Raw genomic sequence first — 13,135 nt, forward strand, 5'->3', positions numbered from 1 at the left:
GGTCAGGCCGGTTCGCGGGTCAGGATCAGCGAGGCGTTCTGGCCCCCGAAGCCGAACGAGTTCGACATCACCGCGGTGACGCGGGCATCGCGCGCCTTGTTGCCGACCACGTTGAACAGGATGGTCGGATCCGGCGTCTCGTAATTGATGGTCGGCGGGATGCGCTGATGCTCGAGCGTCAGCAGCGAGAAGATCGCTTCCACCGCGCCGGCGGCCGAGATGGTGTGGCCGACCATCGATTTGTTGGAGGTGACGGGAATCTTCTGCGCGAGATCGCCGAACACGGCCGAGGTCGTGTTGAACTCCATCTTGTCGTTCTCGGGCGTCGCGGTGCCGTGCGCGTTGATGTGGTCGATCTGGTCAGGCGTCATGCCGGCGTCCGCCAGCGTCTTGTTCATGCAGCCGATGATCGGCTTGCCGTCGGGCGAGGAGCGGGTGCGATGGAACGAGTCGGTGAGCTCGCCGCAGCCGGCGATCACGCCGAGAATCTTTGCGCCGCGCGCCGTGGCGGCTTCATAGCTTTCAAGCACGAGCGCACCTGCGCCTTCGGCCATGACAAAACCGTCGCGGTTCTTGGAGAAGGGGCGGGAGGCGGCCTGCGGCGGATCATTCTGGGTCGACAGCGCCGAGAGCAGCGAGAAGCGCACCAGCGCTTCCGGGTTGACGGTGCCGTCGGTGGCTACGCAGAGCGCCGCATCGGTCTCGCCGCGGCGGATTGCCTCGACGCCGAGCTGGATCGAGGTGGCGCCGGAGGCGCACGCCGTCGACAGCGAGATCGGCGAGCCCTTGGTGCCGAAGGTCTCGGCGAGGTAGGCGGCGACCGAGCCGAACATGAAACGGTGGTGATAGGCGCTGTACTTGCCGCCGCCGGAGATGCGCAGCAGATCGTCATAGGTGAAGTCGGTCTTGCCGACGGCGCGGCCGAGCTCGCGGCGCTGCGGCCATTCGACCTCGACCGGCGCAACGGCAAGGAAGAGCGGACCGGGGAAATCGCCTTTGGCGCCGATGCCGGCCTGCTCGAGCGCTTCCTGCGTGACCAGCTCGGCCATGCGTTCGGACAGGCCGGTGGAGGAGAACGGATCGACGCTGACGAAATCGACCGTGCCGGCCATCGTGGTCTTCAGGCCGTCGATCGGAAAGCGCGTGATGGTGCGGATGCCGGATTCGCCGGCGACGAGCTTCGACCAATTGTCGGCCTTGCCGGCGCCGAGCGAGGTCGTGATGCCCATGCCGGTGACGACGACGACGGGGCGCCCGAACTTGTCGCGTGGTGCAGTCATGTCGATCCCCCGATAGAGCTAGAGCATGATCCGGAAAAGTGTGACGCGGTTTTCCGACAGGATCATGCTCAAAACAACAAGCAGCCAAAGCGCCGAGGCGCTTCAGCTCACCGCCTCGACCAGCGCCATGCCTTCGCCGCGCCAGTGTCCAGCTCCCACCACGACGATCTGGGTGGGCGCTCCTTGCATGTCAACCTCGGTCCCCGTCGAATCGTTCGGCGGGAACAGCGCGCCGCGCGAGATCGCCAGTGCGGCGAGCGCAATCCCGAGCGGGAATTGCGTTTCCATGGTGTGCCCGAACATCGTACCGGTCGAGCGCACCGGGAAGTCGGCGTGCTTCTTCAGGAAGTCGCGCTCCTCCGACGTCGCCGGCTCCGCGCCTGTCGCGCCCGAGATGATCGCGCCCTTGCCCTCGCGGCGGGGCAGCTTTTCCCAGAGCTTCTCCAGCGTCGCTGCCATGTCGCCGGACTGCTTGCGGCGGGCAAGGTCGGTCACCACGCTCGACAGCTTTGCGAACGGCTTTGCGCCGCGCGCCTCGGCATGCGTCTTGGATTCCAGCACCAGGAAGGCGCCGGCCGAGCCGAGCGCGAAACCCGGATGGTCCTTGCGCCCCCACACCGGAGCGAACTTGTCCTTCAGATTGAAGTCGCCGAATTCGTAGAGGACCATGAGGTCCTTGCGCTCGCCATTATGCGAGCCGCCGACCAGGGCAATGTCGCTCTCGCCGGAGGCGATGCGCGACAACGCGATGCGCAGCGCATCGGCGCCCGCAACTTCTTCGCCCATGAAGGTGCGCGAGGTGCCGCCGAGACCGTTGACGATGGCGATGTTGCCGGCGAGCAGGTTGGAGAGCTGGGCCAGAAACAGCGTCGGCCGGAGATCGCTCATCAGGCGTTCGTTGAGGAAGCCGGGCGCGTTCGCCCCCTTGGCTTCCGCGGTGAGCACGCCGGTATCGACATTGAGATCGCGCTCGCCGCCGCCGGCAGCCACGACCATGTCGATCTTCGACAGGATGTCCTTGTTGCCCTTGATGCCGGCCGAGTCGAGCGCGAGGCCCGCGGCATAGACGCCGATGCGTTGCCAGGCTTCCATCTGGCGCTGGTCGCCCTTTTTCGGGATCTGGCTGTCGAAGGACACGGGCAAGAGCGGGTGCACGATGAAGGGCGCAAAACCCTTCTCGTCGACATTGATGCGCTGCTCGGAAAGCGCGGTCCAGTTGGCGTCCAGGCCCTCGCCCAGCGAGGTGGCAAGACCAATGCCGGTGATCCAGACTTCCGTCTGGCCCGGCTTCGAGGCGGTATCAGTCATGGCGAGACGGCCTGTTGCGGAAAGCCGACGCGGGCTGCGACCGCGTTCATGTATCCGCGCATATCGGAATTGGGGAAGGGGATCAGCGTGAAGGTGAGGGTCGAATTGGCGCGCAGCTTGCCGTCGACCCGGATCTTCGCCTCGGTCATCGCATAGCCCGAGCCCTCATGGGCGACGCTCGCCTCGAGCGTCATGAGGTCGCCCGGAAACACCGAGCCGCGCACCTTGGCTTCCTTCACGGCGGCGAGAATCGGCATGCGCTCGAACTTCAAGACGCCCAGCAGGAGAAAGCCCGAGGCCTGCGCCATCGATTCGATCAGCAGCACGCCGGGCATCAGGGGATAGCCCGGGAAGTGCCCCTCGAAGACGGTGCTCTCCTTGGGGACCTGGGCCTCGACGACGATCGTCTTCTCGTCGACCTTGAGGTCGACGATGCGATCGATCATGTGGAAGTATTCGAGTTGCATGACCGCCCGATTAGGCGCTCGCGCCCTTGGCGGCAACCAGTTCGTCGATGCGCGCGCACAGATTCTTCAGCACGAAATACTGCTCGGTGGTCGCCTTGCCGTCGTTGACTTCCTGGGTCCACTTTTCCAGCGGCAGCTTGATGCCGAACTGTTTGTCGATCGCAAACGCGATGTCCAGGAAATCGAGGCTGTCGATGCCGAGGTCATCGATGGCATGGCTATCCGGCGTGATCGTGTCGCGCGGGATGTCGCAGGTTTCAGCGATGATCGTAGCGACCTGATCGAATGTGGAGGACATCACTAAGCCTTTGATATATTGCGGGTATTTTTCAGGTATCCCAGAGTGGCACGGTGGGTGGGCATCGCGCCCCGGATGACGCCCTCTAACCCCCCTCTGGACGGGTCGAGAGCCCGTATATCGGAGCGCCGCCCTGAGTTCAATGGAGCCGGACAGGGCCAAGGGACAGGGCTGGGGACGCTGTCGGGGCCCGTTTGGATCAGGACCGGGGCCTAAATATGCGGGGTCGTGATCCTGACGCAGTCCCGCCGGCCCATCAGCACGCAATCCTGGGTCCGGCGCAGATCGGCGATGCTGACCGCGAGCCAGATCCCGATCGCGGTCAGCGCGATGGTGAAGGCGAGGGCAGCGATATTGGCCAGCATGCGGTGGCGGAAATCGTCCTGCTCATCGCGGGGCTGTTCGTAGCGCGACAGATCGAGCGGTTCGGGCGCTGCCGCATGCAGCGGCTGCACGATACCGCTGCCCCGGTGGCTCACCGGGGAGGGCGTCTTTCGCGGCCTGAACTGGAGCACCCGGTGCTCGTCGTCCGAGGTTATGGGCCGCTGGGATTTCATGGTGCGGGTATTACTCCGAAGCAGCAATTTTTAGATAGCACAGGCGGCGCAGGGGTTGCAGCAAATCTTCTCACATGCGTTACGCGTTCGCATGATCGTGGTTGGACGCCGCGCGTCATCCTTGAACGGGCTGCCATCCATCGGCGACCGAGGCAGGTGCGCTGCAACACGGCGCTGCCAGCTCCGGCCCCATGTTGCCGCCACAAGGCCCATGGCATAGTCGGGAACCCGAACCACAGACGCCACCAGACGAGAGGCCGTTCGACATGACCACCAACGCGCGCGAACCGAGAGTGCACCCGGTACCGATCCTGTCGCTGCGGCCGACGCAGATGACGGTCGGGCTGCGCGAGGTCAAGGAGAAGCGCAAGCGCTGGCGCGAGCACGACAAGAAGAAGCAGGCCGACCTGCTCGGCACCCACATGATCCCGGTCGTGCATGGGCCCGATGACCGCTACTACGTGATCGACCACCATCATCTCGGCCGCGCGCTGCACGACGAGGGCATCAAGGAGGTGCTCGTCACGGTCGTCGGGGATCTCCGCATGGTCGAGCGCGAGGCGTTCTGGGGGGTGATGGACAACAAGCGCTGGGTCTATCCCTACGACGCCAAGGGCGAGCGCCGCGCGTTCCGCGATTTGCCGAAATCGGTCGCCGACCTCAAGGACGATCCGTTCCGCAGCCTCGCCGGCGAGCTCCGCCGCATGGGCGGCTTCGCCAAGGACACCACGCCGTTCTCCGAATTCCTGTGGGCTGACTTCCTGCGCCGCAAACTCTCGCGCAAGGCAGTGGACGCCAATTTCGACAAGGCACTCGAGAAGGGACTCGCCGCAGCCAAGAGCAAGGATGCGATCTATCTACCCGGCTGGTGCGGGCCCGCGTCGGACGATTGACGCGCAACGCTCGCATCAATCGCGCTGGAAGATCTTGGCGCCGGGGTAGACACGCCGGGCGTAAGTGACGACCAGCGCGCGGTCCTGGGTCGCCAGGAAGGGCGTTCGGATCCGGCTCGACCCGACGATGAGATGCCACAGGCCATTGAGCTTTTGAATGATGACGTTCATCTGAGTGGTCCTCGAAGGCGCGGCACGCAAGCCGCGCTGCTCGTCGCGATTCGTCCTGCTGTTCCGATTCCGCCGTCCGCCGGGAAATTCCCGATATGGCTCGCGCGCGCTGCAGGACATCTGCGACACCTATGAGATGGTGATGGCATGTAGCCTGGCGAGGCGAATCCGATCACAGGCGCTTGAGTGAAATCACATTTCGCGGCGACGAAACCGTCCTGAAACAGAGCCACCCCACTTTAATGGTGGTCGTCGAGCTCACACAGGCTTGTCGTAGTCGAGCTCACACAGGAGGCTCACATGCGCCGTCTGGTTTTCGCAATAGCCCTGATCGCGGTCGCTTCAGCGGGAATTTCGGCATCGTTCGCCGCAGTTCACCAAGCAAGGACTTTGACATTCGAGGAGCGCTTTGCCCCGGCGCTTCCGCTGATGATAAAGCACTAGCGGCATCGCGCTCCGCAGCTGCGCGTCATTTCGGATCGTGCAGTTCGGGCGACAATAGGCGCTCCATCTCCGCGGCGGCTTCGCCGTCGCGCGCCTTCTGCAGCAGTGCGTGGCGCTCGGCGCCGGCAGGCAGGTTCTGCGCGGCGACACGGGCTTGCTGCGCGAACTTGTTCAGGCGCTCTTGAAGGGACAGGGCCGGTCGGGAGCGGTTGCGCTTCTTGGTCATGGTTTGCTCCTTCTGATGGCGAGCACATCATGTGCGGCGCAGTGGCGTCTTTAACTTTTGTTGGAACCGCCAGCTGATCGCGGGCTTTTCATTGTGACGGCGCCGCGAGTTCCATTGCTCGCACCAGCCGCAAGTTCCAACCTCGCGACCCGGAGCCGGCTCCCGTGCCCAGCGATGCCATTCGCGCTGCGCTCATCAAGCGCCTCCGCATCTCGTCCGCGATCGCGGAGGAGGACATCAGGGAGATCGAAGCGCTTCCGATCTCGGTGCGGCAGTACCCCGCCGAGACGGCGGTGGTGCGCGACGGCGAGCGGGCCACCGAGTGCTGCCTGATCGTGGACGGTTTCTGCGTGCGCTCCAAGACGATCGCGAGCGGCAAGCGGCAGATCCTGTCGATTCACATTCCCGGCGAGATCCCGGACCTGATGAGCCTGTTCCTGCACGTGATGGATCACGATTTGTCGACACTGACGCCGTCGACGCTCGGCTTCATCAGCCATGAGACCCTGCAAAAGCTGCATCGCCGCAGTCCTGGTATCGCCGAGATGTTCTGGCGCGACACGCTGATCGATTCCGCCATGTTCCGCGAATGGATCGTCAATGTCGGCCAGCGGCCTGCGCCTGCGCGGCTTGCTCATGTCATGATCGAGCTGCGCGAGCGTCTCAGGATCATCGGCCGTGTCGATGGTGGAAATTTCGACATGCCGCTGACCCAGGAGCAGATCGGCGAAGCCCTGGGAATCACCGCGGTGCACGCCAACCGGGTGATCAGGCAGTTGCGCCAGGATGGAATCGTCGAGCTCAATCGCGGCCGCGTCAACGTGCTCGACGAGCGGAAATTTCAGGAACTGGCGGATTTCGACAACCGCTACCTCCACCAATCGCCAACGCTGTGAGCCTCGGACGCCGCGCTTTCATTTTCGACATCCACGAGGATGGCCGTCTCATCTCCGATGAGGAGGGGGCAGAATTTCGCGAAGGCGATGTTGCGTGCAGATGCGTCCTCACGCTGATCTGCGATCCCCTTTGGCGTGCGTCCTTTGCAGAAGCGCTGCCGCCCGTCGTCACCCGATCATACTCTGCAGTTGCAGCGGGCGTAAACCAGCAGGGCCGACAGGAACGAAACTAACATGGGTTACTTTACCCGTCAGGTGCGCCAGGACGGGATTGGTCATGCCCAGATTCTACTTCAACGTCCGTAACGGCGATCGGTTGAGCGACCAGGACGATCTTGGTCAGGAACTTCCAGACCAACATGCTGCCTGGGAAATCGCGACGCGTTACGCCGGCGACAGCCTGCGCGATCTCGACGGCGATTTGCAGCCGGAGGACGATTGGCGGCTGGAAGTCCAGACGGAAGACGGGGCGCGCGTCTTCGCGATTTCGATACGGGCAAGCCAGGGCTGATGCGCCTTCGACCGGCGTGGCCGGCTCATCGCCTGCCACCATAATTTCTGACAGGAACGGGAGCACAGGATGAGCAGACACGACGACATTCATGCCGCACGACGGACCGAACCCAATGGGGTCGAGCCGCCGTTCTCCGAGGACGATCTCCAGCGCGCGCAGCTTGGACCGCGCGGTGTTCCCGGCCAGCCGGATCCGGCCAGGATGACCCCGCAGCGCGCCAAGAAGACGCCGGTCGAGGGCGATTTCGACGGACATACGTCCTGAGCGCTCCGGCGCGCAATTGGCGCGGGATCAATACCGGTTAGCTACGACTGCCGCTGGCTCCAATAGTCGTCGAGCGTCGGCGTCTCCATGTCGAAACGATCGCGAATGGTGGAACAGGTGCTGCCGCCGAGCCTTGCGATGGCATCGAGCTTCGCCGGATCGATATGCAGGCGATCGGCGTCCACGATTTCGGCGTGATAATGCGCGAACAGAATCTCGCCCAGGATGATCTGACGCGACTTGCCGAGCTCGAGGGTGACATGGCGGCGGCACTCGAATGCGGCAGGTGCCTCCCTGATCCAGGGCGAGGCCACGGTTCTCCCAGGCATTGCGGTCAGCCCGGCGGCCTTCAACTCATCCTGCTCCGGCGCGAACGGCACGGCGCAGACGTGCATCGCCTCGGCCATGGCATGCGAGACGATGTTGACGGTGAAGACTTCGGTCAGGCGGATGTTGAGGCCGGTGTCCTTGAAACGCATGTCCGGATGGTTCTCGACGCCAAGCGCCAGGATCGGCGGATCGGCCGAGAGGCAATTGAAGAAGCTGAACGGCGCCGCGTTGATCCGCCCTTCGGGATCGACCGTCGTGACCAGCGCGATCGGCCTCGGCACGATCGTACCGATCAGCAGCTTGTATTTCTCGCGCGCCGACAGCTCGCGGAAGTCGAACGTCACCTCGCCGGAGTCGTGAGTACTGTTGTCCATCAATCCTCTTCAGTGAGAACGGTCGCGGGACCGCCAGGTGCGAATTGTTTCGCAGCAATTATCCGTGCTTCGGGCCGGGAATCGAGCGGAAGATTTGAGCAAGGCGGCTGGTTAGGCTTGTCGTCCCTCGGCGGGCGGCGGCTCCGTCTCGTGCGGATCGTCCCTGCCGCCGAGCATGCGGTGCACGCGGCGCTCGATCCGGCGACCGACCGTGAGCAGCACGAAGGCCAAACCCAGCGCGACCGCAACGATCTTCCATTGTCCGGCGCCGCAGACGATGCCGAGGCAGGCGGCAAGGAAGGTGCAGGCGGCGCTGGTGAGGCCGCGAACGCGAAATCTTGCGCTCTCGTGGACGATGACGCCGGCGCCGAGAAAGCCGATGCCGGTGAGGATGCCCTGGATGACCCGGCTCGTGGCATCGACCACCTTGCCGGGCTCGGAGAGTTGCAGCGCCAGCAGCACCACGGTTGCGGTGGAGAGGCCGACAATGCCAAGCGTCTTCAGCCCGATCGGCTTGCCATGCAGGTCGCGGTTAAGTCCGATCGCGCTGCCGGCGAGTGTCGCAACGCCGAGGCGCAGCAGGATATCGGGCCAGTCGAGCTCCGTCATTTTTTCGGCAAACGTCCCATCAGATAGAACTCGTCATTCGGCCGCATGCCGGTGAAGTTCGCGAGGCGATTCGACAGCGCGAAGAAGGCCGCAATCGCGGCGATGTCCCAGATGTCGTCGTCGCTGAAGCCGTGCGCGGCGAGGCTCGCGAAATCTTCCTCCGAAATCCGCTGCGCGTCCGCCGAGACCTTCATCGCGAAATCGAGCATCGCTTTCTGTCGCGGCGTGATGTCGGCCTTGCGGTAGTTGATCGCGACCTGGTCGGCGATCAGCGGGTTCTTGGCGCGGATGCGCAGGATCGCGCCATGGGCGATCACGCAATACTGGCACTGGTTGGCGGCCGAGGTCGTCACCACGATCATCTCGCGCTCGGCCTTGGTGAGGCCGCCATCCTTCTCCATCAGCGCGTCGTGATAGGCGAAAAAGGCACGGAACTCGTCCGGCCGGTAGGCCAGAGTCAGGAACACGTTCGGCACGAACCCGCTCTTCTCCTGCACGGCGAGAAGGCGCGTGCGAATGTCGTCGGGCAGACTGTCGATGGCGGGAGCGGGGAAGCGTCTTTGCGAAGGCGTTGTCATGGGTGTGGATTCCGGCTTGGGGGCGGGAACCATAGTCGATGCGGGGGCGGCGCTCAATCTGCCGGTGCGAGTGAGGGAGCGACGTCCTATCCTCGTCATTGCGAGCGAAGCGACGCAATCCAGAGTCTTCCCGCGGAGGGATTCTGGATTGCTTCGCTCCGCTCGCAATGACGGATGGATGGAGCCGTGCGCCTAAGGCTATGTGCTACCGCAGCGGCTTCTTCAGCAGGGAGAAGCGATCCGGGTCGAGGCCCATCGAGGGCTGCAGCATCGGCGTCTCCGCCGGCGCGAGCGTCTTGGCCGGCGGCGCCGAGAACACCGGATCGTTCGGCACGTCGCGCTGCGACGTGGCGCCGCGCCAGCGTTCGAGCACGGCGCTGACGAAATGCATGTCGTGTCCCGCGGTGACCGACGGCACGCTGCTGATCGTGGCCTCGCCGCGCGGCAATTGGTGCGGTGGCACCTCCTTGAAGCGCAGGCGGGTCGGCAGCGCGACGCCTTCGCCGAACGCCAGCACCTCGCGGGTGCCGAGCGACGGCACGAAGGACAAGAGGTTCGCGGCCGCGTCCGACACGGCGGCGCGCAGCAGCGCCTGGTCGCGGTCGTTGGCAAGACGCATCGTGAACAGCGTGTTGCACTGGGAGATGATGGTGGCGTCGAGCTCGGCCGGGCGCTGGGTGATGAGACCGAGATAGACGCCGTATTTGCGGCCTTCCTTGGCGATGCGCGAGACCGCCTTGCGGGTCGGCCCGAAGCCGACATTGCGGTCGGCGGAGGCGTAGCGGTGCGCCTCTTCGCAGACGAACAACAGCGGCGAGACGCCGTCGCTCCACAGGCCGAAGTCGAACGCCATGCGGCACAGCACGGAGACGACGGAATCGATGACCTCCGCCGGGAAGCCGGCAAGCTGCATCACCGTCATCGGCTTGCCGTTGGCGGGCAGGCGGAACAGATGGCTGATCACCTCGGCCATGGTGTCGCCGCCGACATTGGCGTTGTCGAACATGAAGGCGTATCGAGGATCGTTCTTCACGGCTTCGATGCGCGAGATCAGCTTGTGATAGATGATGCGGGAGGAGCGGTTCTCCAGCTTGCCCATGCGCTCGTCGATCAGCGAGATCAGGTCGACCAGGCGGTACGGCACCGGCGTGTCGACGGTGTAGCCGACCTGCTTGGGATCGATGCGCTTCAGGCCGATGCGGTCGGCGTTCTGGTACTGGGTGTAGACGCCCTTGGCGATCGGGATGACTTCGGCGAGGATGTCGAGCTCTTCGGGCACGCCGGCGCGGCCGCCGAACAGCACGTCGACGATTTCCTCGAAGTTGAACAGCCAGAACGGCAGCTTCAGGTTTCGCGGGTTGAGCACCAGCGCACGGTCGCCGAAGCAGCGGCCATATTCGTTGTGCACGTCGAGCAGGAAGATGCGCAGGTTCGGGCGCGCCTTCAGGATCTCGTTGAGCAGCAGCGACACGCCGGTGGATTTACCGACGCCGGTCGATCCCAGCACTGCAAAATGCTTGGACAGCATTTCCTCGACGTCGACATAGGCGACCACCGAGCGGTCCTGCTGCAGGAAGCCGACATTGATCTGGTCCGACCCGGTCGGCGCGTAGATGGTGCGCAGCTCCTGGCTGGTGATCAGGTCCACGGCATCGCCGATGGTCGGGTAATTGGTGACGCCGCGCTGGAATTTGGCCTTGTCGGCGGCATTGAGGATCTCGCCGAGCAGGTCGACCGAGGCGATCGCGATGTAATTGTCGTGGCTCGACAAATTCTCGCAGGAGACCTCGGTGATCATGGCGACGATGACCGAGCTGGCGCAGCGGATGCTGACGAAGCGGCCGACGGTCGCCCGAACCTCAGAGAGCGGCATCTGGCTTTCCGCCAGAAGCCCGACCCGAGCCAGCGATCCGCGTACCGAAATCACGCGTCCAAAGGATGTCACGATGGATGAACCTGAGAAGACGGAATGTTTGCAGGACTATGCGGGGCTGTCGCTGCACAAACGGTTAAACCGGGCACGCGGGCGCTTCGTTAAATCCGCGACAATTCCGCGATGAGCATTGTTCCGAATGCATACTTTGCAGCGGAAACGGCGCAAAAATGCTGCTTTTTCAGGCGTCTAGGAGCGGATTTGCGTTAAGGAAGCTTTTACCATTCGCCCAATCCGTCGATCATTCGGAGGAGGCTGGCGACACACAGGACCGGGGAACTCCGCTGCGGAAGCCCGCGCTGGTTTGTTGACGAGACCTAATCATTTGTACATTGGTACAAATGAACCCGGCGGACCCGAATGTCCGCCTTGGAGGAAACCATGCAGCCTGAACCCATCCTCGATCTTGCTCATCTCGGCCACATGGAGCTGCTGACGCCGAAGCCCGACGAGAGCCTTAAGTTCTTCGTCGATGTCATGGGCATGACGGTGAGCGGGCAGAAGGGCGAGTCGGTCTATTTGCGCGGCTGGGACGATTACGAGCGCTATTCGCTCAAGCTGACGGCATCCAACACCTCGGGCATGGAGCATATGGCGCTGCGCGCACGCAGCCAGCAGGCGCTGGAGCGCCGCGTCGCCGCGCTGAAGGGCTCGGGGTTCGACATCGGCTGGATCGACGGCGACATGGGGCAGGGGCCGACGTTCCGCTGCCGCGATCCCGACGGCCACATCGTCGAGCTCTATTACGAGACCGAATGGTATCAGGCGCCGCCGGAGCTAAAGCCTGCACTCAAGAACCAGGCGCAGCGCTTTCCGGCGCGCGGCGTCAACGTTCGACGCCTCGACCATCTCAATTGCCTCGCCGTCGACATCAAGGCCAACCGCGAGTTCTTCGAGACCTATCTCGGCTGCCGCCTCACCGAGCAGATCGTGCTCAATGACGGCAGGGAAGCGGCGATGTGGCTGACCATGTCGAACAAGAGCTACGATTTCGCCTATTCGCTCGATCATTCCGGCGTGCCCGGCCGCTTCCACCACGTCACCTATGCGCTCGACAGCCGCGAGGAGATCCTGCGTGCCGCCGACATCTTCCTGGAAAACGGGGTGCACATCGAGACCGGGCCGCACAAGCACGCGATCCAGCAGACTTTCTTCCTCTATGTCTACGAGCCCGGCGGCAACCGCGTCGAAGTCGCCAATGCCGGCGCGCGCCTCATCCTCGCGCCGGACTGGAAGCCGATCGTATGGACCGAGGAAGAACGCAAGAAGGGTCAGGCCTGGGGATTGAAGACCATCGAGTCCTTCCACACCCACGGCACGCCGCCGGTGGACGTCAAGCACGGATGAGCAGCACCGGTCTCTCCTTTCCCTCCCCCCTTGTGGGGAGGGTTAGGGAGGGGGGCCACACGGGGATTCTATCGATCGCGCAATTGCATTCGCGCTGACGCTAATCATCAGCACCGTTTCCGGGGCCACCCCTCTCCCTGCCCCTCCCCACAAGGGGGGAGGGAACATACTTCCGCTGAGGCGGCGGTCGAGACTCATCCTAACAGGCCTCAGTGCGCCGACGCCCGCAGCCGCGCGATCGTCTCGCGCACGCCGGTCCAGGCGGGCTTGTCCGGCGCGAACTGCCGGCGCAGGAAGGTGACCAACGCCTCGACCTGCGCATCGCTCATGCTGTTTTGGAACGCGGGCATGTAGCCGAGATCGCTCGAGACTGGTTCGGTGATGCCATGCAGGATCACCTGCACGAGATTGTCTGGCGTCGTGCCGTGCAGGTTGCTGTTGAGCGCGAGCGAGGGGCGGCTGCCGAACAGCGGCAGGCCGCCGACCTCGTGGCAGACGGCGCAGGCGCCCTGATAGAGCCGCGCGCCGGTGGAAGAGGCGACGGTGACTTGCGTTGCGCTCTCGAGCTTTGCCGCAAGTGCGGGCGCATCGGCGACGGTGTCGTTGAACGAGCCGAGATACGCCGCCATCGCGCGGATGTCGTGAT

Annotated in this window: 18 protein-coding genes; 6 read left to right on the forward strand and 12 right to left on the reverse strand. The window is 64.0% G+C overall.

Features of this window, described 5'->3' with window-relative positions; all coding sequences use genetic code 11:
* Nucleotides 1-2: 2 nt before the first annotated feature.
* From G8O24_RS04930 to G8O24_RS04950, 5 genes are all read right to left on the reverse strand, one after another.
* Nucleotides 3-1,280: a beta-ketoacyl-ACP synthase gene (locus G8O24_RS04930; protein ID WP_188097015.1), complete on the reverse strand. Its 1,278-nt coding sequence runs from the start codon at nucleotides 1,278-1,280 to the stop codon at nucleotides 3-5.
* 102 nt (nucleotides 1,281-1,382) lie between these two features.
* Nucleotides 1,383-2,588: a beta-ketoacyl-ACP synthase gene (locus tag G8O24_RS04935; protein ID WP_188097017.1), complete on the reverse strand. Its 1,206-nt coding sequence runs from the start codon at nucleotides 2,586-2,588 to the stop codon at nucleotides 1,383-1,385.
* Nucleotides 2,585-3,055, reverse strand: coding sequence for a 3-hydroxyacyl-ACP dehydratase FabZ family protein (locus tag G8O24_RS04940; protein ID WP_188097019.1), 471 nt, complete (start codon nucleotides 3,053-3,055; stop codon nucleotides 2,585-2,587). Before G8O24_RS04940 ends, G8O24_RS04935 begins: the two co-directional genes overlap by 4 nt.
* Before the next feature lie 10 nt (nucleotides 3,056-3,065).
* Entirely contained in the window at nucleotides 3,066-3,353 is a 288-nt protein-coding gene (locus G8O24_RS04945) for an acyl carrier protein (RefSeq protein ID WP_007592476.1), read from the reverse strand.
* 212 nt (nucleotides 3,354-3,565) lie between these two features.
* The gene (locus G8O24_RS04950; protein WP_188097020.1) at nucleotides 3,566-3,910 is read right to left on the reverse strand and encodes a hypothetical protein; all 345 of its coding nucleotides are present in this window, start codon (nucleotides 3,908-3,910) and stop codon (nucleotides 3,566-3,568) included.
* 266 nt (nucleotides 3,911-4,176) lie between these two features.
* On the opposite strand from G8O24_RS04950, the gene G8O24_RS04955 reads away from it, so the two are divergent.
* Nucleotides 4,177-4,803 (forward strand): ParB-like protein, encoded by a 627-nt coding sequence (locus tag G8O24_RS04955; RefSeq protein ID WP_188097022.1) that lies wholly within the window; start codon nucleotides 4,177-4,179, stop codon nucleotides 4,801-4,803.
* Between the two features lie 15 nt (nucleotides 4,804-4,818).
* Here the strand turns inward: G8O24_RS04955 and G8O24_RS04960 are convergent, their stop codons facing one another.
* Nucleotides 4,819-4,974, reverse strand: coding sequence for a hypothetical protein (locus tag G8O24_RS04960; protein ID WP_188097025.1), 156 nt, complete (start codon nucleotides 4,972-4,974; stop codon nucleotides 4,819-4,821).
* A gap of 300 nt (nucleotides 4,975-5,274) precedes the next feature.
* Here G8O24_RS04960 and G8O24_RS04965 point away from each other — a divergent pair, with 300 nt between their 5' ends.
* Nucleotides 5,275-5,418, forward strand: coding sequence for a hypothetical protein (locus G8O24_RS04965; protein ID WP_188097027.1), 144 nt, complete (start codon nucleotides 5,275-5,277; stop codon nucleotides 5,416-5,418).
* A 25-nt stretch (nucleotides 5,419-5,443) separates the two neighbouring features.
* On the opposite strand, the gene G8O24_RS04970 is transcribed toward G8O24_RS04965, so the two are convergent.
* A complete protein-coding gene (locus G8O24_RS04970) occupies nucleotides 5,444-5,644 on the reverse strand; it encodes a hypothetical protein (RefSeq protein ID WP_188097029.1) in 201 nt (66 codons plus the stop codon).
* 164 nt (nucleotides 5,645-5,808) lie between these two features.
* On the opposite strand from G8O24_RS04970, the gene G8O24_RS04975 reads away from it, so the two are divergent.
* The 3 genes from G8O24_RS04975 to G8O24_RS04985 all read left to right on the forward strand — a co-directional run bounded on the left by G8O24_RS04975 (nucleotide 5,809) and on the right by G8O24_RS04985 (nucleotide 7,318).
* The gene (locus tag G8O24_RS04975) at nucleotides 5,809-6,540 is read left to right on the forward strand and encodes a Crp/Fnr family transcriptional regulator (protein WP_188097031.1); all 732 of its coding nucleotides are present in this window, start codon (nucleotides 5,809-5,811) and stop codon (nucleotides 6,538-6,540) included.
* A gap of 277 nt (nucleotides 6,541-6,817) precedes the next feature.
* Nucleotides 6,818-7,051, forward strand: a complete 234-nt coding sequence (locus G8O24_RS04980) for a DUF6894 family protein (protein WP_188097033.1) — start codon at nucleotides 6,818-6,820, stop codon at nucleotides 7,049-7,051.
* A gap of 69 nt (nucleotides 7,052-7,120) precedes the next feature.
* On the forward strand, nucleotides 7,121-7,318 hold the full coding sequence (locus G8O24_RS04985; RefSeq protein WP_188097035.1) for a hypothetical protein: 198 nt from the start codon (nucleotides 7,121-7,123) through the stop codon (nucleotides 7,316-7,318).
* Between the two features lie 41 nt (nucleotides 7,319-7,359).
* Here the strand turns inward: G8O24_RS04985 and G8O24_RS04990 are convergent, their stop codons facing one another.
* The 4 genes from G8O24_RS04990 to G8O24_RS05005 form a co-directional block, all read right to left on the reverse strand.
* The gene (locus tag G8O24_RS04990; RefSeq protein WP_188097036.1) at nucleotides 7,360-8,022 is read right to left on the reverse strand and encodes a flavin reductase family protein; all 663 of its coding nucleotides are present in this window, start codon (nucleotides 8,020-8,022) and stop codon (nucleotides 7,360-7,362) included.
* 111 nt (nucleotides 8,023-8,133) lie between these two features.
* Complete coding sequence (locus tag G8O24_RS04995) at nucleotides 8,134-8,631, reverse strand: MgtC/SapB family protein (protein ID WP_188097038.1); 498 nt, start codon at nucleotides 8,629-8,631, stop codon at nucleotides 8,134-8,136.
* Nucleotides 8,628-9,209 carry a peroxidase-related enzyme gene (locus G8O24_RS05000; RefSeq protein ID WP_188097040.1) on the reverse strand — a complete coding sequence of 194 codons (582 nt, stop codon included), beginning with the start codon at nucleotides 9,207-9,209 and terminating at the stop codon, nucleotides 8,628-8,630. The genes G8O24_RS04995 and G8O24_RS05000 overlap by 4 nt, the downstream gene beginning before the upstream one ends.
* A 205-nt stretch (nucleotides 9,210-9,414) precedes the next feature.
* The gene (locus tag G8O24_RS05005) at nucleotides 9,415-11,154 is read right to left on the reverse strand and encodes an ATP-binding protein (protein ID WP_188097042.1); all 1,740 of its coding nucleotides are present in this window, start codon (nucleotides 11,152-11,154) and stop codon (nucleotides 9,415-9,417) included.
* 369 nt (nucleotides 11,155-11,523) lie between these two features.
* On the opposite strand from G8O24_RS05005, the gene G8O24_RS05010 reads away from it, so the two are divergent.
* Complete coding sequence (locus G8O24_RS05010; RefSeq protein WP_188097044.1) at nucleotides 11,524-12,489, forward strand: catechol 2,3-dioxygenase; 966 nt, start codon at nucleotides 11,524-11,526, stop codon at nucleotides 12,487-12,489.
* Nucleotides 12,490-12,698: 209 nt separating this feature from the next.
* On the opposite strand, the gene G8O24_RS05015 is transcribed toward G8O24_RS05010, so the two are convergent.
* Nucleotides 12,699-13,135, reverse strand: a 437-nt coding sequence (locus tag G8O24_RS05015) for a c-type cytochrome (RefSeq protein ID WP_188097046.1), incomplete at its 5' end; no start/stop codon positions are given.

The sequence above is a fragment of the Bradyrhizobium campsiandrae genome (genome assembly GCF_014529705.1).
Lineage (GTDB): Bacteria > Pseudomonadota > Alphaproteobacteria > Rhizobiales > Xanthobacteraceae > Bradyrhizobium > Bradyrhizobium campsiandrae.

Bases quoted from the DNA above. Each gene is read 5' to 3' on its own strand.
- G8O24_RS04955 (WP_188097022.1), top strand. From the start codon at position 4,177: ATGACCACCAACGCGCGCGAACCGAGAGTGCACCCGGTACCGATCCTG.
- G8O24_RS04930 (WP_188097015.1), bottom strand. From the start codon at position 1,280: ATGACTGCACCACGCGACAAGTTCGGGCGCCCCGTCGTCGTCGTCACC.
- G8O24_RS04935 (WP_188097017.1), bottom strand. From the start codon at position 2,588: ATGACTGATACCGCCTCGAAGCCGGGCCAGACGGAAGTCTGGATCACC.
- G8O24_RS04950 (WP_188097020.1), bottom strand. From the start codon at position 3,910: ATGAAATCCCAGCGGCCCATAACCTCGGACGACGAGCACCGGGTGCTC.
- G8O24_RS05000 (WP_188097040.1), bottom strand. From the start codon at position 9,209: ATGACAACGCCTTCGCAAAGACGCTTCCCCGCTCCCGCCATCGACAGT.
- G8O24_RS05010 (WP_188097044.1), top strand. From the start codon at position 11,524: ATGCAGCCTGAACCCATCCTCGATCTTGCTCATCTCGGCCACATGGAG.
- G8O24_RS04960 (WP_188097025.1), bottom strand. From the start codon at position 4,974: ATGAACGTCATCATTCAAAAGCTCAATGGCCTGTGGCATCTCATCGTC.
- G8O24_RS04970 (WP_188097029.1), bottom strand. From the start codon at position 5,644: ATGACCAAGAAGCGCAACCGCTCCCGACCGGCCCTGTCCCTTCAAGAG.
- G8O24_RS04980 (WP_188097033.1), top strand. From the start codon at position 6,818: ATGCCCAGATTCTACTTCAACGTCCGTAACGGCGATCGGTTGAGCGAC.
- G8O24_RS04990 (WP_188097036.1), bottom strand. From the start codon at position 8,022: ATGGACAACAGTACTCACGACTCCGGCGAGGTGACGTTCGACTTCCGC.
- G8O24_RS04965 (WP_188097027.1), top strand. From the start codon at position 5,275: ATGCGCCGTCTGGTTTTCGCAATAGCCCTGATCGCGGTCGCTTCAGCG.
- G8O24_RS04940 (WP_188097019.1), bottom strand. From the start codon at position 3,055: ATGCAACTCGAATACTTCCACATGATCGATCGCATCGTCGACCTCAAG.
- G8O24_RS04995 (WP_188097038.1), bottom strand. From the start codon at position 8,631: ATGACGGAGCTCGACTGGCCCGATATCCTGCTGCGCCTCGGCGTTGCG.
- G8O24_RS04945 (WP_007592476.1), bottom strand. From the start codon at position 3,353: ATGTCCTCCACATTCGATCAGGTCGCTACGATCATCGCTGAAACCTGC.
- G8O24_RS04985 (WP_188097035.1), top strand. From the start codon at position 7,121: ATGAGCAGACACGACGACATTCATGCCGCACGACGGACCGAACCCAAT.